The sequence below is a fragment of the Micromonospora inaquosa genome (genome assembly GCF_003857055.1).
Lineage (GTDB): Bacteria > Actinomycetota > Actinomycetes > Mycobacteriales > Micromonosporaceae > Micromonospora > Micromonospora inaquosa.
Genome location: NZ_QGSZ01000201.1, coordinates 1 through 21,050 on the forward strand (window position 1 = coordinate 1; position 21,050 = coordinate 21,050).

18 protein-coding genes and 1 pseudogene are annotated in these 21,050 nt (G+C 69.5%); 6 read left to right on the forward strand and 13 right to left on the reverse strand.

Features of this window, described 5'->3' with window-relative positions; translation table 11 throughout:
- Window positions 1-487: pseudogene (locus tag DLJ59_RS14175) on the forward strand (SseB family protein); the annotation flags it as partial.
- Window positions 484-849 carry a hypothetical protein gene (locus tag DLJ59_RS14180; RefSeq protein WP_124772982.1) on the forward strand — a complete coding sequence of 122 codons (366 nt, stop codon included), beginning with the start codon at window positions 484-486 and terminating at the stop codon, window positions 847-849. The pseudogene DLJ59_RS14175 and the gene DLJ59_RS14180, both read left to right, overlap by 4 nt.
- Before the next feature lie 4 nt (window positions 850-853).
- Here the strand turns inward: DLJ59_RS14180 and DLJ59_RS14185 are convergent, their stop codons facing one another.
- The 4 genes from DLJ59_RS14185 to acs all read right to left on the reverse strand — a co-directional run bounded on the left by DLJ59_RS14185 (window position 854) and on the right by acs (window position 9,751).
- Window positions 854-1,786, reverse strand: coding sequence for an alpha/beta fold hydrolase (locus DLJ59_RS14185; RefSeq protein WP_124772983.1), 933 nt, complete (start codon window positions 1,784-1,786; stop codon window positions 854-856).
- 199 nt (window positions 1,787-1,985) lie between these two features.
- Window positions 1,986-4,424 carry an immune inhibitor A domain-containing protein gene (locus DLJ59_RS14190; protein ID WP_124773023.1) on the reverse strand — a complete coding sequence of 813 codons (2,439 nt, stop codon included), beginning with the start codon at window positions 4,422-4,424 and terminating at the stop codon, window positions 1,986-1,988.
- Window positions 4,425-4,756: 332 nt separating this feature from the next.
- Window positions 4,757-7,552, reverse strand: coding sequence for an immune inhibitor A domain-containing protein (locus DLJ59_RS14195; RefSeq protein ID WP_124772984.1), 2,796 nt, complete (start codon window positions 7,550-7,552; stop codon window positions 4,757-4,759).
- A 234-nt stretch (window positions 7,553-7,786) separates the two neighbouring features.
- Complete coding sequence (acs, locus tag DLJ59_RS14200; protein ID WP_124772985.1) at window positions 7,787-9,751, reverse strand: acetate--CoA ligase; 1,965 nt, start codon at window positions 9,749-9,751, stop codon at window positions 7,787-7,789.
- Window positions 9,752-10,082: 331 nt separating this feature from the next.
- Here acs and DLJ59_RS14205 point away from each other — a divergent pair, with 331 nt between their 5' ends.
- Window positions 10,083-10,829, forward strand: a complete 747-nt coding sequence (locus DLJ59_RS14205) for a Fic family protein (RefSeq protein WP_124772986.1) — start codon at window positions 10,083-10,085, stop codon at window positions 10,827-10,829.
- Between the two features lie 7 nt (window positions 10,830-10,836).
- Here the strand turns inward: DLJ59_RS14205 and DLJ59_RS14210 are convergent, their stop codons facing one another.
- From DLJ59_RS14210 to DLJ59_RS14245, 7 genes are all read right to left on the reverse strand, one after another.
- Window positions 10,837-11,469 (reverse strand): TetR/AcrR family transcriptional regulator, encoded by a 633-nt coding sequence (locus tag DLJ59_RS14210; RefSeq protein WP_124772987.1) that lies wholly within the window; start codon window positions 11,467-11,469, stop codon window positions 10,837-10,839.
- A complete protein-coding gene (locus tag DLJ59_RS14215) occupies window positions 11,364-12,728 on the reverse strand; it encodes a methyltransferase (RefSeq protein ID WP_124772988.1) in 1,365 nt (454 codons plus the stop codon). The genes DLJ59_RS14210 and DLJ59_RS14215 overlap by 106 nt, the downstream gene beginning before the upstream one ends.
- On the reverse strand, window positions 12,725-13,621 hold the full coding sequence (locus tag DLJ59_RS14220) for a hypothetical protein (protein WP_124772989.1): 897 nt from the start codon (window positions 13,619-13,621) through the stop codon (window positions 12,725-12,727). The genes DLJ59_RS14215 and DLJ59_RS14220 overlap by 4 nt, the downstream gene beginning before the upstream one ends.
- 187 nt (window positions 13,622-13,808) lie before the next feature.
- Window positions 13,809-14,615: an HAD family hydrolase gene (locus tag DLJ59_RS14225; protein ID WP_124772990.1), complete on the reverse strand. Its 807-nt coding sequence runs from the start codon at window positions 14,613-14,615 to the stop codon at window positions 13,809-13,811.
- Window positions 14,616-15,032: 417 nt separating this feature from the next.
- Window positions 15,033-15,419 carry a hypothetical protein gene (locus DLJ59_RS14235; protein ID WP_244236014.1) on the reverse strand — a complete coding sequence of 129 codons (387 nt, stop codon included), beginning with the start codon at window positions 15,417-15,419 and terminating at the stop codon, window positions 15,033-15,035.
- 144 nt (window positions 15,420-15,563) lie between these two features.
- Window positions 15,564-15,890, reverse strand: coding sequence for a hypothetical protein (locus tag DLJ59_RS14240; protein WP_244236015.1), 327 nt, complete (start codon window positions 15,888-15,890; stop codon window positions 15,564-15,566).
- An 83-nt stretch (window positions 15,891-15,973) separates the two neighbouring features.
- Entirely contained in the window at window positions 15,974-16,402 is a 429-nt protein-coding gene (locus tag DLJ59_RS14245; protein ID WP_208648690.1) for a hypothetical protein, read from the reverse strand.
- Window positions 16,403-16,550: 148 nt separating this feature from the next.
- Between DLJ59_RS14245 and DLJ59_RS14250 the strand changes: the two genes are divergently transcribed.
- Window positions 16,551-17,033 (forward strand): hypothetical protein, encoded by a 483-nt coding sequence (locus DLJ59_RS14250; RefSeq protein WP_124772991.1) that lies wholly within the window; start codon window positions 16,551-16,553, stop codon window positions 17,031-17,033.
- On the opposite strand, the gene DLJ59_RS14255 is transcribed toward DLJ59_RS14250, so the two are convergent.
- Together DLJ59_RS14255 and DLJ59_RS14265 are read right to left on the reverse strand one after the other, a co-directional pair.
- Entirely contained in the window at window positions 17,018-17,743 is a 726-nt protein-coding gene (locus tag DLJ59_RS14255; protein ID WP_124772992.1) for a GntR family transcriptional regulator, read from the reverse strand. The two genes, DLJ59_RS14250 and DLJ59_RS14255, sit on opposite strands and share 16 nt — an antisense overlap.
- A gap of 456 nt (window positions 17,744-18,199) precedes the next feature.
- Window positions 18,200-18,457 (reverse strand): hypothetical protein, encoded by a 258-nt coding sequence (locus tag DLJ59_RS14265; protein ID WP_124772994.1) that lies wholly within the window; start codon window positions 18,455-18,457, stop codon window positions 18,200-18,202.
- A 383-nt stretch (window positions 18,458-18,840) separates the two neighbouring features.
- Between DLJ59_RS14265 and DLJ59_RS14270 the strand changes: the two genes are divergently transcribed.
- Both DLJ59_RS14270 and DLJ59_RS14275 read left to right on the forward strand, forming a co-directional pair.
- A complete protein-coding gene (locus DLJ59_RS14270) occupies window positions 18,841-20,064 on the forward strand; it encodes a helix-turn-helix domain-containing protein (protein ID WP_124772995.1) in 1,224 nt (407 codons plus the stop codon).
- Window positions 20,065-20,088: 24 nt separating this feature from the next.
- On the forward strand, window positions 20,089-20,556 hold the full coding sequence (locus DLJ59_RS14275) for an NUDIX domain-containing protein (RefSeq protein ID WP_244236016.1): 468 nt from the start codon (window positions 20,089-20,091) through the stop codon (window positions 20,554-20,556).
- Window positions 20,557-21,050: the final 494 nt, after the last annotated feature.

Below are 21,050 nucleotides of genomic sequence, written 5' to 3' on the forward strand. Positions count from 1 at the left end.
GACCCGGCCGACGGTCATGCAGAAGGCGATCGCGCCCAGCCAGCTCGCGTACTACCTGGATCGTGGGTACGACCGGGTGTCCGGGTTCGTGCACCGGGCCGGTGAACTGTCCCACCTGACCACACCAGCCCAGCTGCACGACGCGCTCGGCCTCAGCTACCCCGGCTCGCCGTTCGCCCCGGACGCCGACGAGATCTACGTGCTGCGCTGGCCGGCGCACCGGCCGAGCCTCTACCGCATCCCGTACGGCGGTCAGAACGAGTCGGCGATGCGCGCCATGGAAGGCTGGGTCATCGAACGCCCGCCGTTCCGGGGCAACGGCTTCGCCCCGGGCGAGAGCAGCGACGTGGTTGCCGAGTTCAAAGTGGACAGCGCGCGCCTGCCGCACGGTGCCCAACTCTGGCGGATCGGCGCGGACGGCACCGAGCGGGTGGTCGCGGAGCTGGACACCGACTCGGTCACCTGGCGACGGCTCGGGGAGGCGTGATGCGCGACGGTTACGTGGCCCGTTGGCAGGGCCGGGAATACCAGGCCAGCCCGGACGGCGACGACATCCGCCTGTACCAGCCCGAGCCCGGTGAGGGCTTCGAGGAGGTCCGGGCAGGCCGCTACGTCCGGGTGCTGCCGGCGACCGAGATCGAAGATCTGGCGTACGTGCGGACCACCTGCACCTGGAAGGGGCAGCCGTTCATCGTGCTCGGCGAGCACGACGCCTGGCTGCGGGTGGAATACACAGGTGGTCGTTGGCCGGTGGCCGAGGCGATGCGGTTGGAAGTCTTCGACTTCGGCGTCTACCAGGGGTGGGCACCAGCCGCCGAGGTCACCGACCTGCGGGAGCAGCGGGTCTGACCGGTCAGGTCTTCGCCCACCGCAGGATTTCGCCGAGCACCAACTCCGGTGCCTCCAGATGCGGGAAGTGCCCCACCCCGTCGAGCAGTCGCCACTCGTACGGGGCGACGACGTACCGGCCGGAGCCCAGCGCCGTCCGGGGCAGGGAGGCGGCGTCCAGGGCCCCGTGCAGTTGCAGGGTGGGGATGGACAGTGGCTTCTGCATCAGACGGACGAACCGGTAGCCGTGCAGCCGCAGCAGTGAACGGAACGCCCAGCGGTAACCCTCCAGCGCGCAGAACGCGGCCTGCGGGATGCACATCGCCTCCCGGCACCGCTCGGCGTACGCCTCGAAGTCCGGCCCGGCCACCCACTGCGGACCGCCCCAGCGGCGCATGATCTCCCCGACCGCCGCGGCGCCGTCGCGGGTCAGCACGTGCTCGTAGCGGGGTAGCTGGAACTTCAACGCCGGGGTGGAGGCGGTGAACTGCCCGCGCGGGTCGGCGAAGATGGCGGCGCGCAGCCGCAGCGGGTGCGGCGCCCCCAGCACCACGAGCCGGCGAACCAGGGACGGGTGGAACGAGGCCACCGTCCAGGCCACCATGCCACCGAGGCCGCTGCCGACGATCGTTGCGGATCGTTCACCGAGCGCGCGGATCAGCCCGGCGATGTCGGCGGCGAGGGTGTAACCGTCGTACCCCCGGGGTGGTTTGTCGCTGGCGCCGTAGCCGCGCAGGTCGACGGCGACCGCCCGGAAGCCGGCGTCGGCGATCGCCGGCAGCATCTGGTGCCAGGCCCACCAGTGCTCCGGGAAGCCGTGCAGGAAGAGCACCATCGGCCCGGTGCCGGCCTCGACCACGTGGAACCGGCTGCCGTTGGCGCCGACGAAGCGGTGCGTCCACGGCCCCTCGGTGAGGACACAGGACTCGTCGACGGCTCCGTCGCGCTGGTCGGTCATGGCAGACAGCCTAGGACCCGGTTGCCGCAGGTGGCCCTGGTGGTCTTGCTGAACAGGGGAAAGTCCCGGGTTGTCCCGGACCGGGGCCAGGGGAGCCGGCTCGACCAACTCGGTCCGGCCGTCCGGGAGGTGTCGCAGAAAGGGCGACGCCCGGGCAGGTGACCTGCCCGGGCGTCGCTGGTTGGTGCGGGATCAGTGGTCAGCTGACCCGGATCTTCATCGAGGTGCCGTCCTGCTCCAGAACCTTGATCTTGACACCGGCCGCGGGGAGCTTGACGCCGTGGTTCGGCAGCTCCTCGTAGAAGTACTTCTTGGTGTCGTCGAACAGCGGCACAGCGGCCTGGCCACGGATGTACTGCGGCTGGCTGTCGAGGTGCAGGGTGAACGAGTCCGCCTTGTTCAGGCTGAACGGTGCGTCGTACATCTGGACGCGGGCCCGCCACGGAGCGCCGGTCAGGTTGTAGATCGGGCGCGGGTGCGCGTCGATGTACAGGTTGCGACCCTCACCCGGGTGACCGCCCGGGTTGGACGCCGACGCCGGGGCGGTGTTGTTGTCCGACCAGCGGGTGTTCCAGTACGAGATGAGCAGGCCCTCCTGGTACGCGTAGTGGTCCACCCAGTCCGGGCGGGTGTTCGCGTAGCCGAAGAAGTACGGGCCGGTCTTCAGGTACTTGTCGTACGAGACGTAGGACCGGTTGCCGGCGATGTAGAAGTTGTCGAACTCGTCGGTGTAGGTCGCGCCGACGATCTCCCACTCGTCGAGCGCCCAGCCGGCGTCGGTCTCGGCGCCGTCGCTGAGCACGGTCTGACCGTCGGCGGTCACGGTGATCGCGTCGCCGAAGAAGCCGCCCTCGGAGACACCACCGTCGGTGACGTAGTGCAGGCGGACCTGCGCCACCTTGCCGGCGACCGAGGTCAGCGGAACGTTGATGTCCGCCCAGGCGCCGTTGCTGGTGCCGGCGAGGGCCGGACGGCCAGCGCCGTCGACCCCGATCGGCTGGCCGTTGACAGTGCCGTCCAGGTCGGTCCAGGTCTGACCGCCGTCCGTCGACGCCTCGAAGTAGAGGAAGTCGTAGCCGGCCTCGATGGCGTACTTGCCCTTGAGCGACATCGCCGCCGCGGACTTGCCGGTGAGGTCGAACGTCCTCGTCATCGTGCCGTCGAGGTTGTCCTTGTTGCCGGAGAAGTACTGCTTGGAGCCCTCGAACGGCGCGCCGTAGTTGAAGGTGTATTCCCGCTTCGGCAGCACGACCACGACGGCCTGCGCTTCCTTGGAGTTGTACTCCTGCGGGCCGAGCTTCAGCGTCTGCTTCTGCCCGGCGTTGACCACCTCGTAGTCGAGCCAACCGAGCTGGAGCTTGTTCCACGCACCGAGGTCACCGCCCCGGTCGCCGATGCCGACGTCGTTCTTGGCGCCGAGCCGGCTCTGGGCCATCAGGGTCCAGTGCTCGTTGCTGTTGTCCGCCGGGCCGTAGTCGTCCGGGAGGCCCAGGTCGTGGCCGTACTCGTGGTAGAACACGCTGCGGCCGCCGTTTTCCGGCTGGATCGTGTAGTCGCGGATCCAGACGCCGGTGTTGCCGATCTGGGTGCCGCCGATCGGGAAGTTCGGCGGGCCGACGGGCGAGCTGTTGAACGCCGACCAGCGGTGGCTCCAGATCGCGTCCTCACCCTGCTGCGGGTCACCGTCGGCCTGGTCGCCGCCGGAGTGGACGATCTGGAAGTGGTCGATGTAGCCGTCCGACTCGTTGAAGTCGCCGTCACCGTCGTAGTCGAAGCGGTCCCACTGGTCGAAGGACTTCATCTCGGTGGCGATCTGCGCGTCCGTCCGGCCCTTGGCCTTCTGGTCGGCGACCCACTGGTCGGCGGCGTCGCGGATCAGCGCCCAGGTGTTCGAGCAGACGTTGTCGCCGCAGACGGCGGGGTCGCCGGTCGGGTCGTCGTCGGCCTTCGGGTCGTCGGAGCGACCGTAACGGGCCTCGTTGTACTTGACCTTGACCCAGTCGGTCACCTCACCCTCGACGGTGTAGCGACCCGAGGACTGCGCCTCGTAGTACTGCTTGAGCGACTCGTCGCCCGGGTTGGTGCCGAAGTAGATCTGGCGGAAGTGCTCCGGGCTGAAGTCCGGCTGCCAGATGGTGGAGTTGTCCACGGCCCGGTTGGGCTCGGGGATCTTGTTGTGCAGCGGACCCTCGAACGTCGCCGGTCCGGCGATGTCCGGGTTCATGTCCTTGTCCGGGTAGGACGGGTGCCGCTCGTCACCGAACTCGGCCAGGATCACGAAGATCTTGTCGGTCCGCTCACGCTTGAGCTCGACGTACTGATCCCTGGTCTGCTGGCCGCCACCGGCGGCGGCGCGGGCGTTGGCACCAGCCCCGCCGGCCTTGCCGACCTTGCCGACCTTGACGACCGTGCTGCCGTTGCGCTCGATCGGCTTGCTGCGCCCGCTCAGCACGTCAGCGAGACCCTGCTCACGCAGCTCGCGGCGCTTCTCCTCGAGCTTGTCGGGGAGTTCGTCCTTCAGCGCCTGTGGTTCGGCAGCGGCCGGTGCCGCTGCCGGCAGTTTGGGCTGCGGGGCGGCCGAGGCGGACGGGCCGAACGCCAGGCCAGTCGCCGTCAGTGAGAGCCCGAGCAGACCCACTGCGACTTTGCGCACGTGGTACCTCCGGTGTGAGGGAACCGGCCCAACGGGGGTACAGGCCGGTGGGAGATCGATCCCACTAGTGGGACCAATGGTGAACATAGACACTGCCGGGACGGGTGGGAAGACGGACGCGTCGATTTGTAGCAAGATTTTGTTGGGAACGCTTTTCACCGTCACACATCTGCGCTTCATCAGGGACGTTGACCAGCGCGTACCCGACGACTCGGATGGCAACGACCCATTTCGATCAACGTGTTCGGAGCACGACAGTGGGGCCGGCAGCGTCTCCGCCACCGGCCCCACCGTTCAGTTGTTGATCTGCGAAACCGCTACTTCTTCGCGGGGGTCACGTAGATCGTGGCGGACGAGTTGTCCCCGGCCGCCTTCTTGACGGTAAGCGAGACGCCGTAGTTCACGCCCTGGTCACCGGGGTTTCCGGTGCCCAGCACGATCGCGCCACCGCCGAGGGTCACGCCGTAGAACTCCGGCGCCGGGCTACCGTCCGGGTTGGTGACCCGGGTGGTGTACGGCGCGTTGTCGCGCGACGGCAGGACCACCGACGCGTCGTTGTCCCGGGCGTACGCCGCACCGTCGCGCATCTCGATGCCCGGGTACCAGCCCTTGGCGTCGTTGAACGACTTCACCGGCGGCAGCCCCTTGAACCTGGTGCAGTACGAGCTGTACGGCTCGTCCGCCGCTTCCAGGCACTCGTTGAACGGGTACGTCCGCTGTAGCGAGAAGGCCGCGTTCGACGACTGCGGGCGGCTGGGCAGGTTGTCCGTCACCGACGGGTCCTTCACCGCCGCCTCGCCGGTGCGGCGCAGCGGGTCGAAGTGCGAGTCGACGATGAGCAACCCGCCCTTGGCCCCGTAGCTGGGCAGCGAGGTCATCTGCCCGGTGACGTGGTTGACGTCGCCGAGCGCGGTGTCCCGGTACCAGACCAGCATGCCGGGCGCGTTGTACGAGATCCGGTCGACCTTCCACGCCTCGTGGGAGTAGATGGTGTCGTAGGTGTACCGCAGGCCCTCGTCGAAGCCGTCGAAGTTGCGCCACTCCGCCAGGTAGTACTGGGCGTGGATCTCAGTGCCGCTGGAGACCTTCCAGCCCGCGCCGTTGGTGTCGACGAAGGTGCCGCCGGTGGCCGTCCAGCCGTTGTCGCCGCCCTCGACGTCGTCACTCCAGGTGGTGGCGCCACCGCCGGTGACCGAGAAGTCGTCGACGAACCAGTTGCGCTCCTCGAACGCCTCGTCGGTGGCGAGGCGCAGCCGCACCTGCACGGTCGTCCCGGCGTACGCCGACAGGTCGACGTAGTCGTGCCGCCAGCCGTCGGTGCTGCCGGTCAGGCCGTACTTCTTGCCGCCGAAGTCGTTCATCCGGCCGTTCGGGTCCGGGTAGCCGTCCGGCGTGGTGACCACGGTGCCACCCTCGTCGTACACCTTCTGCTCGGTCCAGGTCGTACCGCCGTCGGTGGAGAGCTCGACGAAGCCGAAGTCCCAGTCCTCCTCGATGATGTAGTTGTTCCACATCCAGAACTTCGAGTCGGCGGCCGCCGGCACGTCGACCGAGCGGCTCAGCTTGACGTCGGCCCACTCCTGGTCGTTGTTGCTGTGCCACATCTTGGTGCCGCTGTGCGGGGTGGCCAGCGTCGTCACCTTGTCCGGCAGGTCGACCTTGATGCCGTCCTCGGAGTCGATCGGGGTACGCGACGTCTGGCCGAGCTTCACCTCGCGGGGGTTCGACCCGGGGCGGATGGTCAGCGGGTCGGCCCAACCGAGCACCCACTTGTCCCAGATGCCCATGTGCGTCGGCAGCGCCTGGAAGATCTCACCCGAGTGCGAGCCCGAGGCCATCAGGTCCCAGAAGTCCACGTCGGAGTCGGCGTTGCCGGACGTGTCGTAGAGGTCCGGCAGACCCAGGTCGTGGCCGAACTCGTGTGCGAAGACGCCGACGCCGGCGTCCTCCGGCTGCACGATGTAGTTCGACGCCTTCAGGTTGGTGCCCGGGATGGTGTAACCACCGGCGACAGTGGAGGAGTGCGCCCACACGGCGTACACACCCTCGGCGCCGCCGCCGCGGGACTTGCCCTGACCGGCGTGCACCAGCACGAGGTGGTCGATCACGCCGTCCGGCTCGAAGACGTTGCCGTCACCGTCGCGGTCGGCCTGGTCCTCGATGTCGTAGTCGGCCCAGGGGAAGTCCGGGTCCTTTGCGACGAGCGCGTCGATCGCGTCGGTCGCCAGCCGGCCCGCGCCGGCCGGGTTGTCCGGGTGGCCGTTCATCGACTGCTCACGGCCGGGAACCCAGGCGCCGGTCTCGTCCTGGAAGCAGCGGTTGGCCGCGTACCAGCCCTCCGAGTGCGGCACGGTGATCCACGGGCTGGCCTGCCCGTCCACCGTGTACGCGTTCTTGGACATCTCCAGGTACATGTTGTGCATGGTGCGACCGGACAGGTCGATGCCCTTTTTGCCGTCCGGGCCCTTCAGGTCCGTGCGGACCCGCTCGGTGATGCCCTTCTTGCTGTACAGCATCTTGTTGTAGTGCGACGGCGAGAAGTTCGGCACCCACATCGAGTTGTTGTCCTGATGGGGCAGGCGCGCTGGGTCCGGGATCTTGTTGTGCTTCGGGCCGTTCTGCACCGTGCCGGGCACGCAGGTGCGGTCCTCGAACACCGTCTTGGGGACCATGACGTCGGTGAAGTCGTCGTTGGCCTTGTCGTTGAACTCCACCAGCAGCGTCAGCAGCTTCGCCGTCTGGGTGGTCGGCGCCTTCTTGAACTTGCGGGGGTTCTGGCCGGTCTTCAGCGACTTGGCCTCGTCCTTGGCGAGCTGCCGTGCCGCCACCGGGTTGCCCCGGGCGTGCTTCTGGTCGAACTCACGCGCGGACTCCACGGCAGGGGTGTAGATGCCACCCTTGCCCTTCACCTCACGGCCGGCGGTGTCCGGCTGCACCTCGGGTTCGGCGTAGTTGATGTAGTACTCGTCCGCCCCGATCACCGCCCGGGGGGTGTCGGACGAAGGCTTGGCGGCCGCGCTGGCACTCACGGTCAGTGACGTGGCCGCGAGGGCGATGACGGGCAGCGCGACGAGTAGTCGTCGGCGCGACCCCGGACGGGAGTTTCTGTTCATGCCACTCCGTTTCTCGGCAGATGTTGTCAGCCGGACCCGGTGCGCGGTGGAGCCATCGGGGCCGCCCAACGAGCGTGAAACTAAATGACGAACAACCCGTACGGCGGGAACGTGATCGATGCGTTATCTGTTTAACCGACGTATCACATCGGCGCTGCGGGCGTACCTCCACAAAAGACAACGGTGGGTGACGGCCCGTCCGGACCGCCACCCACCGCTGGGGTACGCCTACCGTCAGTCCTCGTCGGACTTTGTGCCACCCATCCCCGAGGAGATCAGCTCCATCACCGAGGAGTCCTGCAACGTGGTCACGTCGCCCAGCGACCGGTTCTCCGCCACGTCCCGCAACAGCCGGCGCATGATCTTGCCGGAGCGGGTCTTCGGCAACTCCGGCACCAGCATGATCTGCCGCGGCTTGGCGATCGGGCCGAGCGTCTTCGACACGTGGTTACGCAGGTCGGCGATGAGCTGCTCGCCCGCGTCACCGGTGATGTCCGTGCTGCCCCGCGGGATGGCGAACGCGACGATCGCCTGACCGGTGGTCGGGTCGGTCGCGCCGACGACCGCCGCCTCGGCCACCGACGGGTGCGACACCAACGCCGACTCCACCTCGGTCGTCGAGATGTTGTGCCCGGACACCAACATCACGTCGTCCACCCGGCCGAGCAGCCAGATGTGCCCGTCGTCGTCCTTCTTCGCACCGTCGCCGGCGAAGTACATGCCCTGGAAACGCGACCAGTACGTGTCGATGAACCTGTCGTCGTCACCCCAGATGGTGCGCAGCATCGACGGCCACGGCTCGCGCAGTACCAGGTAGCCACCACCACCATTCGGCACCGGCTGGCCCTGGTCGTCCACCACGTCGGCCACGATGCCCGGCAGCGGCGTCATCGCCGAACCCGGCTTGGCGGCGGTCACCCCCGGCAACGGCGAAATCATGATGGCGCCCGTCTCGGTCTGCCACCAGGTGTCCACGACCGGCAGTTCGCCCCGGCCGACGTGCTGCCGGTACCACATCCACGCCTCCGGGTTGATCGGCTCGCCGACGCTGCCCAGCAGGCGCAGCGACGACAGGTCGAAACCGGCCGGGATGTCGTCGCCCCACTTCATCATCGTGCGGATCAGGGTGGGAGCGGTGTACAGGATGCTCACCCCGTACTTGTCGACGATCTCCCAGAACCGGCCCTTGTGCGGCGTGTCCGGGGTGCCCTCGTACATCACCTGGGTGGCGCCGTTGGAGAGCGGGCCGTACACGATGTAGGAGTGCCCGGTGACCCAGCCGATGTCGGCCGTGCACCAGTAGACGTCCGTCTCCGGCTTCAGGTCGAACACCGCGTGCGTGGTGTACGACACCTGGGTGAGGTAGCCGCCGGTGGTGTGCAGGATGCCCTTCGGGCGGGCCGTGGTGCCGCTGGTGTACAGGATGAACAGCGGGTGCTCGGCGTCGAACGGCTGCGCGGTGTGCTCGGCCGACGCCGTCTCCACCGTCTCGTGCCACCAGTGGTCCTTGTCCGACCACGCCACGTCCTCACCGGTGCGGCGGACCACGAGGACGTGCTCCACCGACGGGGAGTTCGCCACCGCCTCGTCCACCGTGGGCTTCAACGCCGACGGCTTGCCCCGCCGGTAACCACCATCCGCGGTGATCACCACCTTGGCGCTGGCGTCCTGGATCCGGTTGCTCAACGAGTCGGCGGAGAAGCCGCCGAAGACCACACTGTGCGCGGCGCCGATCCGGGCGCACGCCAACATCGCCACCGCCGCCTCCGGGATCATCGGCAGGTAGATCGCCACCCGGTCGCCGGCGGTCACCCCCAGATCGGTGAGCGCGTTCGCCGCGCGGCAGGTCAGAGCGTGCAGGTCCGCGTACGTGATGGTGCGGGTGTCGCCCGGCTCGCCCTCCCAGTGGATCGCCACCTTGTCGCCCAGACCCGCCTCGACGTGCCGATCCAGGCAGTTGTACGCGACGTTGAGCTGCCCACCCACGAACCACTTCGCGAACGGCGGGTTCGACCAGTCGAGCACCTCATCCCACTTCTTCGACCAGGCCAGCCGATCGGCCTGCTTCGCCCAGAAGGCCAGCCGGTCGGCCTCAGCCTCGGCATACGCGTCGATGGTGACGTTGGCGTGCGCGGCGAGTTCGGCCGGCGGGGGGAACTGGCGCGTCTCGTTCAGCAGATTGGCCAATGCCTCGCTCATGCCGTGGCTCCTCATCTTCGGGGTGACCTGCGTCTCGATGGCACGAGGGTAGTCGCGGAGCCCTCGGCCGGCCACGGCTGCCCACTGCGTCGCGCCGAGTGGCCCCCGCCGCGCGCCCGGCGGCCCGTCCCTCCCGTCCCCGCCGGGGTCACCGCGCGACGCGCCTTGATCGACACGGGTTCCGTAAAGTCGCGGTGTCCAGGGGAGGCGGATACCCCGACTTCACGAAACCCGTGTTGACCTTGCCCGTGCCGGTTCGGGTCGGGTGGTCCGGGTCGCCTTGCGGGCGGGTGCGGCCCGCCGGGCCGGGCCGGGTCGTTAGCGTGGCGGGGTGACGACCGACCCGCTCGCGCCCCTGCTCGCGCTCGCCGACATCACCGCCGCCGTCGAGCAGGCCCGCGAGCGGTTCGACCAGGCGCTCGGGCACCGGGCGCTGCGCCGGCACGGTGGGCAGGTCGCCGCCGAGGTCAGCCTGCGCTCCGCGGTGGCCAGCGCGACCCTTGAGGGGGCCCGGCACGAGCGTGAGGCGGTCCGGGCGGGCACCGTCACCGACCCGGTGCTCCAGGGGGCGCTGCGGGTCGCCGGGGCGCTGCCAGGGCTGAGCGAGCTGTGGCCGAAGGCGCCCCGCCAGGCCCTCGCCAAGCTGCACGTACTCGCCGCCCGCGACATCGTCCCCGAGGCCGAGCTGGGCCGGCCGGTGGCCGACCCCGTGGTCGCCACCCGGCTGGACGGGCTGGCCGGCCTCGTCGCCGGCGGCACGAAGGTCTCCCCGTTGGTGCTCGCCGCGGTCGTGCACGGGGAATTGCTGAACCTGCGCCCGTTCGCCGGGCCGTCCGGCGTGGTGGCCCGGGGGGCCGCCCGGCTGGTGCTGCTCGCCAGTGGCCTCGACCCGCGTGGCCTGCTCGCCGTCGACGTCGGGCACCACGAGCGGGAGCCCGAGTACGTCGGCGCGGCCGGTGCCTTCGCCACCGGCACCCCGGACGGGCTGCGCTCCTGGCTACGTCACTACATGGCCGCCGTCGAGGTCGGCGCCGACCAGCTCACCGCCATCGGAGACGAGATCCTCGCCGCCGCCTGAGGGGTGCTCAGTCCCGCCGCGTCACCCGGTTGACCTTGGCTTGCAGCGCCCGGCGGGCGATCGGCCCGAGATCGTCGACGATCTCCATGAGGAGCGCGAGCTGGTCGAGCGCGGCCATCGCCCGGTCGGCGCCCGCCGGGTCCACGCCGTCGTAGAGCTCCAGCCCGATGAACGCGGCCGAGACCGCGCGGGCCAGCCCGGGCACGTCGGCGACCTCGGCGAACGGGGAACCGGCGAGCAATCTCCGCAGCACCGCCTCGATCTCGTCCACCCACAACTGGAGCGCTCCGGCGGTCGGGGCGGCCATCCGTTGGTCCGCCTGCGCCCCCGCCAACATCTGGGCCAGGAAGGTGACGTTGCCGAGCCGGCGTTCCTCCTCGTGCAGCGCCCGCCCGACGGCGAGCAGTTCGCGCAGCGACCCGGCCGAGGCCAGCCGGGCCGACCACTGCTCGACCCGCGCGGCCGTGCTGACCCGGCAGGCCGCCGCCAGCAGGTCGTCCACAGTGCCGAAGTGGTAGAAGACGAGCGCCTGGTTCACGCCGGCGGCGGCGGCGATGGTGCGGGCGGAGACGCCGGCGATGCCGTGCTCGCGGATGGCGGCGATGGCGCCGTCGAGGAGGCGTTGCTTGGTGTCGGCCATGTCTCTCCTCTCGGGCGGGCCGGATGCGGCGCTGTGATCATCGCATCGGTCACGAGTTGGGCCAGCCAGGCGACTCCGGGCAGTCGTAGCGTCCAGCCGACGAACGCCCAGCCGAGGTGGACATGTTCGAGTCCGCGGGCGACGGCGGCCAGGCCCCGTTCCGTATGGCCGTCGCCGCCCACGTACTCCGCCCGCCACAGCACCTGCTCGTGCTCCCGGGCCGGTCGGATCCGCAACCCGACCGGATGCCGCCGGGCCAGCATCCGCCAGGTGGCCGCGCAGGGCCCGCAGCCGTCGTCCAGCCAGAGCACCGCCGCCGGCTCGCAGGAGTACGGCCGCCAGCGCGGCCACCAGTCGCGTACCTGCCGTCGGTAGGACCGCCAGGATTCGCCGTACCGCGTCCGCAGGTCGTGTTGCTCGTGCGGTCCGGCCACCGCTGCGCCGAACGCTGCAGCGGACAGCGCCGCGAGGACCAGGGCGACGCTCCGGGTGACCGCCGCGACGAACAACAGCAACACCACGGCGGCGAGCTGCATCGGGTTGGCCAGATACGCGTACGGGCCGGTGGTGACCAGACGACGGGGCGGGTCCCACGGGTACGGGGTGCCACCACCCCGGGCGGCGAACTCCACGACGGCGGCCACCGCCGGCGCGGCCACCAGCACGGTCAGCTGCGCCACGACCAGCATCCCGGCGCGGTCCAGCTCGACCAGCCCGGCCCACGACCCGTCGCCCACCTCGAAGGCCAGCGTGGGTATGAGCCAGAGCAACAGGGCGGCGAAGACTCCCACCTGCAGTGACGTCCGCGCGCCCAGGTGCCGGCGGTCGGCGCAGAACCGACCGAGCAGTTGCGCGGGCAGCGCCACCACGACCAGCCCGACCACCTCCCCGACGAGCCAGTGCGGGCCGAGGCTGACCAGCGGATGCAGCGCCGGCATCGCCACCGCGTCCACCCACAACAGCAGACCCAGCGCGACTGGCAGCGGCAGCACCCGGCGCAGCAGCACCGGCAGTGGGCCCCAGAGGGCCGCCCAACCGATCCACAGGTCCACCGGCATCCCCCGGTACGCCCCGTCGACCGGGGCGAAGGCGTGCCAGCCGGCCAGGCCGGCGACCTCGTGCAGCGCGGCGATGCCGATCCCGGCGGTCAGGAACGCCAGCAGCCCCGCGGCCCGCACCGATCGGTCCCGCTCCCGGGCGCCGACGGCCAGCACGGCGGCCAGGGGGAGTGCCAGGCTCAGCCAGCGGGCGACAGTCACTCCAGCGCCAGCATGTCGAGAAGGTGCCCGACCCCGGCGCCGAGCAGCACCTGCTGCACCGGGCCGAAGTACCACGACGGGTCCAGACCCCGCGTGTAGTCGACCCGCACCCGGACCTCGGTGTGCCCGGGGTCGATCGCCCGCCAGCTCAGCTGCGCGTGCCGCCAGGTGAACCAGCGCGCGGTGATGGAGCTGTCCTCGACGAAGCGGAAGCCCACCCGCCCCGGTGCGGCGCTCTCCACCTCGGCCAGCAGGTGGCCGCCCGGCCCGTGCGCGCTGCCGTGGTAGCCGAACATCCACCGGTCGCCGACGTCGAGCCCGTCGCCGGTGACCTGACCGGGTGTGGGCACACCAAGGAGCCGCAGCGGCACGGACCGCACGTCGGTCGGCCGGGGGCCGGTGGTGAGACGCTCGGCCACCCGGTCCACCGGGAGCCCGACGACCCGGGTCACCTCGACCGTCTGCTCCGGGGCGACCCGGGCAGCGAGGCCGCTGCCCTCCAGACCGGGCAGGAGCAGCAGGGGTACGGCCACCAGGGCGTACGGGCGGTTGGCGTCCCGCAGGACGCGGATCAGCGCGGTGGTGCCGTGCGCCACCGCGTAGACCAGCGGGGCGGCCAGGAGAACGCAGATCGCGCCCTCGTGCAGTGCCACCGCCGCCAGCAGCAGGGCCATCGTGGTGGCCGCGAAGACCCTGCCGTGAGCCGTCCGACGGGGCGTGAGCGCGAGGGCGGCGGCCAGCAGCACTGGAAGCGCCACGAAGAGCACCGCGCTGTCGGCCCGGCCCTGGCGGACCACACCGACGAAGAGGACCACCCCGAAGAGGGCGATCAGGCCGGCCAGGATCCAGTGCGCGCTCGTGCGGCGCGGAGTCGGTTCGTCGTCGTCAACCATGCGGATCTCCCCGTCTTGAGCGGTCGCTCAAACGGAGCATACGACTTTTTGAGCGGTCGCTCAATTGCGTGGTCAGGCAGGAGCGACGCACTGAATCGGATAGACGACACTCGGCTTCGCGCTGCAGCGCCGCCGCCAGCGGATGGATCAAACGGTGGCTGCCGCACGTACCGCCGGACTGGGCCCGTCAGGCGGTGGTGGTGGAAGTGCGGGTGCGACGGTGCCGGCCGTACCAGGCGATGCCGATGGCCACGCCCACCCCGACCCCCAGCGCCGCCGCGGCCACCGGGACCGCCGGCCGCTCCCGCAGGCGCCGGCCCAGCGGGATCGGGTGCCGGAACTCCAACACCGGCCACGCGTTCTCCGACGCCAGCTTGCGCAACTGCCGGTCCGGGTTGACCACACTCGGGTGGCCGACGCACTCCAGAAGCGGACGATCGCTGTACGAGTCGGAATAGGCGTACGAATCAGCCAGGTCATAGTCCCGGGCGGCGGCCAACTCGCTGACCGCCTCCACCTTGCTCGGGCCGGCCGCGTAGAACTCGACCTCGCCGCTGTACCGGCCGTCCCGCACCGTCATCCGGGTGGCGATCACGTCGGTCACCCCGAGCAGCTCGCCGATCGGCCGGACCATCTCCTCACCCGACGCCGACACCAGCACCACGTCCCGCCCAGCCGCCTGATGCTCCACGATCAGGGCGGCGGCCTCGGCGTACACGTAAGGGTTGATCAGCTCGTGCAGCGTCTCCGCGACGATCTGGCGAACCTGCTCCACCTGCCAGCCCTTGCACAGCGCAGCCAGGTAGTCCCGTGTTCGGGCCATGGTCTGCTCGTCGGTGCCGCCCAGCCGGAACATCAGCTGCGCGTACGCCGACTTGACCACGTCACGCCGGGTGATCAGCCCATCCCGGTAGAACGGCCGACCGAACGCCAGGGCGCTCGACTTGGCGATGACGGTCTTGTCCAGATCGAAGAAAGCGGCACTTCGGCCCACGGCGCGAAAGTCTAGCCGGATGGTCTATCGTCGGCGGGTGCCCGGGGTCATGCCACCCCTCAGACCTGCGGGCCGGCAGCACCATCTCCGCTCCGCGTGATCACGCTCACACTCTGCGAGGAGATTTTCGCACTGAGTGGAGTCAGCACCACTCGACGTGACGGGTCCGCTCAGGCAGACTTGTCCGTACGACGAGCTTTCACATCCTCGAAACAGGCAGACCCTCAGCGGTTGCACCCCCCGTGGCCGCTGAGTGGTTCGGCTCGACCCCCCCGGAGCCGAACCTCCGACGACCCCCGTCTCCCCCCGACGGGGGTCGTCCCTTTCCCGGGGAGCGCTCCCGACCAGATGAAGGCACACCTCCCGGGTCAGCCGGTCGAGGCGACGGGCGGAAAGTCAGCGAATCGTCAGCGAAGGTCAGCCGGACCCGGTCGGCGTAGTCCTCGGGCGTGTGCGTGTACCGGTCCAGCGTCGTCGACGCCTTCTCATGCCCTGGCCCGGCAGCATCCGCACGGTCAGCTCATCGCCCCACCGGTCGCAGCGCACCCGCAGCAGCCGAGGCACATACCGGTCACCGCCGAAGACCGTCGCCAGCCTGCAGGTGGCCATGACCGACGCCCACCGAGGCCGGTAGACCACCAGGGCGCGGACTCGGGCAACGAGCGGGTACCAGCCGAATCGCAGCCACGACGACGGGTGCCACCGCCACCAGACCACGCAGCCGACGGCGACCGCCGCGAGCACGCCGGCCAGGACGAGGCCCCCGAGCTCGACCCGCACCCACAGCGCGAGGCCCGCAGGCACGGTGATCCACCAGTATCGGGCCGCCAGCACGGCAAGGCGGACCAGACCCCGACCCAGCCACCAGCAGCCAACCCGGAACCCGCCACGCGGGAAGACGCACGTTCATCGGCGCGACGGGGATCTTGTCCCCCGGAATGATATTGATCAGAGGCGCAGGTCACCGCCCTGACCGCGACGGCCACGGCCACGGCCACGGCCCAGCGTCGAGACGCAGGACCGGCACGACATCCGGCGCAGATCGAACCGGCGCGGCTTCACCCACCGGCAGCAACGCGGGCAACGGATCGCGGAAACCGAGCCGAGAGCGGGCGGCAGCTGCAGCGCTGAACGGATCGCCGCTTCCACCTCCCGGTAGGCGTGTCGCAGGCCCCCCAGGTGGAGGCGGAAGACCACCAGCAGCGCGCCGGCCAGCAGCGGCACGGCAATGATCAAGGCAGGGTGAACTACGGTGGGCATCACGCCCTCCTTCATCAGACGAGGGATGGGAGAGCGCGGGAGCGGGCCGGGACTCTTGGCGGGGAAACGACCCGCCCCGCGCGCCAAACAGCGACCGATCAGGCAGCCATCGAACCCGGCAGCACCGACGCCGGACGAATAGCGCTAGCCCGCAGCGAGTACGCCATCCGGGAGCGACAGTCACCCGAAGACCGCCCGGGCTTGCACCGCTGCGAATCCACATACGGGGTCAAGGTCAAGCCTTCGAACTCCACAGCCGGCGGGTAACCCGGCACCGTCGACGGCGGCGGCACTGGCTGCTGCGGCGCGACCACCTTCACCTTCACCTCAGTCGACCGGCCGAACTTTCCCGCTTCCGGGTCCAGGTCCATCACCCGCACGACCCACACCCGTTCCCCGGTTTCCTTGTCCCGGGCCTGGTTGTCCGCTTCACTACGCCGCTCAAAGTCGATCTGCGGCGATACTCCGAGGCACAGCGCCCCGGCGGGGAAGACGTACTCGGACGGGACCGGCACCTTCAACGTCATCGGAACCACTTGGGGCAACCTCCTAGCCTCACCAGTCGCCATCCGGACAACGGTTGGTCTTACAAGCTACGCCAGCTTGTAAGTACAGGCAAGGCAAATGTGAGTCCGCCGCACAATGTGGAGAGTTCGGCGAGGAGGAAGGCAGAAGATGGATATCGAGGCGCTACTTCCCAGTCCTCGTACCCCGCGTGATTACCTGGCTCTCGCCACGGACCCACGGGTTGACGTCGAAGGACTACGGGTCCTCGCTCGGAACCCGTTCTCCTTCGTGCGACTGGCAGTCGCATCGAACATCCGCAGCGATGCATCCGTCCTGACGGAGCTGCTGATGGGCGAGTTCTCCCAGTGGGATCGAAACCGCCTGCTCTGGATCGTCGCTGGCCATCCACAGGCAGGCCGGGTCGTGCTACTCAACGTCCTAAGCCAGGTCGCCTTGCTGCTTGCCCAGCGGGACGTCAGGCCCTACGCCGCCGCGATCGCCCTAGCCAGCCGGCCCGAGCTGACGCCGAACGAGGTCCGCCGCCTTCAAAATTTTCCCGGCGCTTCGAGGCGTATGCGCCGGGGAGCGGAAAGGGCTATCGCGCGCCGGAGCGGCCGGGATGCGGGTGCTGCCTCTCAGGACAGCGCGTAGATGTCTTCGATCTCATGCCGACTACCTGGCATCACCAGGATCGACGTCATGATCGGGTCACCGGATGATTGATGAACAGTGATGACAACGCTCATGACCGACTCGTCGGCTGGCACGGCCAACGCCTCAGCTTCGACCTCGCTGACCCGGCGGGCAGTCATGCGCTCGGTGGCGTAGTCAGCCCGCAGGCCCTTGTGGCGGGCAATGAGGTCAAGCAGGCCGCCCGGGATCGGCTCCGCCTTGGTGATCGCGGTCCCGACCGCGATGTCCACTGGGACGAACGTGGCGACGAGGTCCACCGGCCCCGCCTCGGAAACGGTACGGCGGCGCCGCTCGTAGACCGGCGTACCCTCCGGGATCTCCAACTCCGCCGCGATGCGCGGGGAGGCGAGCACCGGGCCGACGTGCAGGATCTCCGTCTCTCCGGTCTCGTCCAACTCCACCGCGTCGCGGGCGTAGTCGGGTGAGGTACGGCCGGAAGCTGGCCGGCCGCGTACGAAGCTGCCCTTGCCCTGCTGCGACTCGATCCAGCCATCCTGCTTAAGGATGCCCAGCGCCTTGAGCACCGTCGGGCGAGAGACCCCGAACTCCGTGCAGAGCTGGTTCTCCGACGGCAGCGCAGCACCCGGGGTGTAGTCGCCATCTTCGATGCGCTTCCGCAGCGTGTTCAACACGCGCAGGTATTTCGGCGTCGGAACCTCGTACGCCATCAGTTGCACCCAGCCTTGGGTCGGTAACTAGTAAATACAGGACCAGTCACTTGTCAGCATTTGCAGGACAGCTAGAACCTATCTAGGCAACCTTGCAGGATTCAAGCTGTCCGCTTCCCGGCGCAGACGATGCAGCGCCCAACGACGTCTGACGGGTGTGCTGGTTAAGCTGCGCCTGAGCAGTCCGGGGCTGGTCACGCAGGGCCACTGACAGATGTGTAGTCATCCGCCGGTCCCTCAGGCAGCAGGAAGCTTGCGCGCACCAGGATTCGCGCCTGCCGGCCGTGGCGGCCGGACGGACCGATCCTGACCCCCTCGACCCAAATCCACTCATCGTCCGAAGGGCGGTGGGCCACCAGCCGAACTCCAGTCACCCACAACGTCACCGGCCCGTCCGACGGCAGGAGTCGATCGGCCGTGTCGATCTCCAGTACCGCGCCGAGTCGTATCCGAACATCAAACACCGCGTCTCCTCGTCACCGGCGCCACGTTGCGAGGCGGCGCGTTGTCGGTCTTGCCTGGCTGGACCTGAAGGCCGGCGATCTGCACGAAGACCTCCCGCCGCGCCAGCGCCTTGCCGCTCGCCGGGTTGATGGAGTAGCCGGTCAGCCACACCCAGCCGTCATAGGTCGGCTTGTCGCACACCGAGGTCACCCGCAACCACAGCACCCGATCGCCGCCAAACTGCACCGACGCCCGACCATCGATCAGCACCAGGTCACCCGGTACGGGGACAACTGGCCGGCGCGGCGTCGGCGTGCGAAGCGCCGAGGCGGGCGGGCTATTCACGGGCCGTCGTTCGGGTCGCGGCCCCACACCAGCACCCACCCCGGGCCAGCCTCAGCAGGTCGCCGCGCGACCGGAACCCGCGCAGTCCAGGCAGGACCGTCGGGCCAGAGATCGGGTCCGCTCCGACCCACGCCCCATCCCCCGGACAGCGGTGCGGGCGAGGGTGTACTTCCAGCCCGCGCCCGAGCAGGATTGGCAGTTGCTCGATACGTTCAGCCCCGTCATGCAGACAGGTTGTGGCACAAACCGCCCAGCAACCCGGAAAATCCTTCCGGGGTTGCAGCCGGCCGAGGGGAGACGGTGAACCAGTGCGCGGAAGAACCAACAACCTGACCATCGGCGAACGCGTCGCCTGGTACCGCTACCGACGCGGCCTGTCCCAGGAAGTCCTCGCCGGACTCATCGGCCGCACCGCCGACTGGTTGGGCAAGATCGAGAACAACCGGATCGAGCTGGACCGGCTCTCCGTCATCAAGTCCCTCGCCGAAGTCCTGGACGTCTCCCTCGGCGACCTGCTCGGCGAACCCTCGCTGCTCGACTGGACCGGCGACAGCGGCACCGCGACCGTCCCCGCCCTCCGTGCCGCCCTGATGGACTACCGCGCCCTCGGCCCCTTCGGCAGCGACACGGACGCGGAGCCAACGAGCGTCGCTGTGCTCAGGAAGGAGGTAGGCGCCCTCTGGGATGCCTACCAGGACTCCCGTTTCGGGTACGTGACCGGCCGCCTGCCCGAGCTGCTGCACCGCGCCCAGGCCGCCGCCGACCACCACGACGGCGACGGCCAGGACCAGGCTCGTCGGCTTCTCGGCTTGGCGTACCAACTCGCCGCTACCCAGCTCACCAAGCTTGGAGAGAGCGACCTGGCATGGATCGCCGCCGACCGCGGCTTGGCCGCCGTCCGACCCACGGGTGACCCTCTCGTCACCGGCTCCCTGTTCCGCTCCGTCGGACATGCCCTGCACGCCACCGGCCGCTACACCGAAGCTGTACGCCTCACCGAAGACGCCGCCGGCTACCTTGAGCCCTACCTCAAGCACGCCACACCAGCGCTTCTCTCCGTATACGGGACGCTGTTCCTCTCCGGCTCGATGGCCGCAGCCCGCTCGAACGACGCCACCACCACCCGTACCTTCCTCGCCGCCGCCGACCAGGCCGCCGCCCAACTCGGAGCCGACGCCAACCACCTATGGACCGCGTTCGGCCCGACCAACGTCGCCATCCACCGTGTCGCCACCGCCGCCGAGCTGGGCGACCTACAAGTCGCCATCGACCTCGGCCCGCGCGTCGACACCGCCGGGCTACCGATGGAGCGTCGGGTACGGCACGCCCTCGAAGTCGCACGCGCCTACAGCGCGTGGAACCGCGTCGACGATGCCCAGGCCGTCATCCTCGACGCCGAACAGATGGCACCCGAGCAGGTTCGGCACCACTTTCTCAGCCGCCAACTCGCGCTGACCTGGATCCGACGGCAGCGCGGCAAGCCCTCGGCCGAACTGGTCGGCTTGGCCCAGCGACTCAAGGTGCTCGACTGAACCCAGTCCATCTAGGCTGCCCTGGTGACGGCCAACGAGATGCCACCCATGGCAACCCCACGCGTCGCCGCCGGCGCCCTCTTCTTCAACGACGAAGGCCACGTGCTCCTCGTACGCCCCAGCTACAAGAAGCACTGGGACATCCCCGGCGGCTACGTCGAACCCGGCGAGTCACCCCGAGCAGCCTGCATACGCGAAATCCAAGAGGAACTGGGCCTTACTCCGGCAGTCGGGCCGATGCTGGTCGTGGACTGGGCACCCGCCGAGCACGAAGGCGACAAGCTCCTCTTCATCTTCGACGGCGGATCACTCGGCGCAGAGCAGGAACGCGACATTCGCTTCGCAGACGGTGAACTTACCGAGTGGCGCTACGTGAGTGCAGGGTCCTTGGAACAGCACGGCCCGCCCCGGCTCGCCCGTAGGATCCGCACCGCTATCGCAGCGCGCAGTAACGGCGTGTCCGCGTATGCCGAACACGGCAGCGCAATCTAGACCGCAGTTTCGATACACAATCAAGGCGGCCCTGAACGGGCCGCACGCGCCGCCGCCTGGGCGCGCGTCCGTCGCTCCGCTGGCGCTCCGACTCCAGCCACGCAACACGCCCGGCGGCTGGCGCGGAAGCGGAAAGCCCAAGGGGCCGCCGCAGCACGACAGGCCGTTGACGAGTGAGGTGATGGGCCGGCAGCCGGCCGGGCCGCGCGGCCACGAGCACGCGCGGCGTAGGGGAGCGCACGCATGGCCGCGTCGGCGAGCTGGCGGCGGTCGCGGGATTGCGGTTACTGCGCCTCCGGCGGGGGCGCTCCGGCTCCAGGATGGCCGGGACCGTCGGCGGGTCACGGTCCACGGGTGGTTGCGGCAGCCATCCCGCCTGCCATCGACCCGGGCAAGCCGAGCAGACCACCGCCCGACCCGCCAGCGCCCGTATGAGCCGTCAAGGTCCGCTTGACATGGCGGGCCGGGCGGTAGCCCGCTCCCCAGAAGGGCGG

Coding starts and splice junctions, on each gene's coding strand:
- DLJ59_RS14185 (WP_124772983.1), bottom strand. CDS start 1,786: ATGACCGACCAGCGCGACGGAGCCGTCGACGAGTCCTGTGTCCTCACC.
- DLJ59_RS14195 (WP_124772984.1), bottom strand. CDS start 7,552: ATGAACAGAAACTCCCGTCCGGGGTCGCGCCGACGACTACTCGTCGCG.
- acs (WP_124772985.1), bottom strand. CDS start 9,751: ATGAGCGAGGCATTGGCCAATCTGCTGAACGAGACGCGCCAGTTCCCC.
- DLJ59_RS14210 (WP_124772987.1), bottom strand. CDS start 11,469: ATGGCCGACACCAAGCAACGCCTCCTCGACGGCGCCATCGCCGCCATC.
- DLJ59_RS14220 (WP_124772989.1), bottom strand. CDS start 13,621: ATGGTTGACGACGACGAACCGACTCCGCGCCGCACGAGCGCGCACTGG.
- DLJ59_RS14240 (WP_244236015.1), bottom strand. CDS start 15,890: ATGAAGGAGGGCGTGATGCCCACCGTAGTTCACCCTGCCTTGATCATT.
- DLJ59_RS14245 (WP_208648690.1), bottom strand. CDS start 16,402: ATGACGTTGAAGGTGCCGGTCCCGTCCGAGTACGTCTTCCCCGCCGGG.
- DLJ59_RS14250 (WP_124772991.1), top strand. CDS start 16,551: ATGGATATCGAGGCGCTACTTCCCAGTCCTCGTACCCCGCGTGATTAC.
- DLJ59_RS14255 (WP_124772992.1), bottom strand. CDS start 17,743: ATGGCGTACGAGGTTCCGACGCCGAAATACCTGCGCGTGTTGAACACG.